General features: G+C 59.5%; 1 pseudogene. It reads right to left on the bottom strand.

What is annotated here, in order from left to right:
• Positions 1–121 precede the first annotated feature (121 nt).
• Positions 122–571: pseudogene (locus ACM9ME_RS15445) on the bottom strand (IS6 family transposase); the annotation flags it as partial.
• Between the last annotated feature and the right edge of the window lie 113 nt (positions 572–684).

The raw sequence follows: 684 nt of genomic DNA, 5'->3' as shown, positions 1-684 counted from the left end.
GCCGCCGAACTTGAAACGCAACGGGCGGGGTTAACCCCGCCCGTTGCTTCACCCGCGCTCATGCGCAACAACACCGGTCTGTCTCTGGTTGCCGCTGGATGAAAGGCGGGGGTCACGTCAGTCGGAACCTGAGCATCGCCCTCTCCCTTCGTCGGAATGGAAGGTGACTGTTCTCCACCCGGTTGTTGGCGTGTCGGGCGATCGTCTGCTTCTGGGCGATGCCGAGGTCGCGTAGCGCAGCTCCATAGGATTTGAGTCCATCAGTGGTAATCGCTTCTGGAGTGCCATGACGCTTCAGCGCCTTCTTCATGAAGGCCAGCGCGGACGCCTTATCTCGCGTCTTCGTAACGTAGCTCTCGAGGATCTCGCCTTCGTGATCGACTGCCCGCCAGAGGTAGTGGGTCTCGCCGTTGATCTTCACAAACACCTCATCAAGATGCCAGCGCCAATGGCGGAAGCCGCGCATAGCGCTCACTCGCTGGCGGCGAATGTCGGCTGCGAACATCGGTCCGAACCTGTTCCACCAGAAGCGGATCGTTTCATGGCACACGTCGATGCCGCGTTCGAACAGATGGGGTGGTTGCCGCCCTCCCCAGACGGCATCGCAATGTGCCAAAGTGTGGTGTTTACAGCTACTCAGCGGAAAGGACGGCAACCGTGACGAAGGATATTATGATTGGGGTA

It is taken from the genome of Sphingomonas antarctica, assembly GCF_965137005.1.
Classification (GTDB): domain Bacteria; phylum Pseudomonadota; class Alphaproteobacteria; order Sphingomonadales; family Sphingomonadaceae; genus Sphingomonas_O; species Sphingomonas_O antarctica.
Note: the sequence above shows the minus strand (reverse complement) of the source record. Positions and strands in the feature narration are given on the sequence as shown.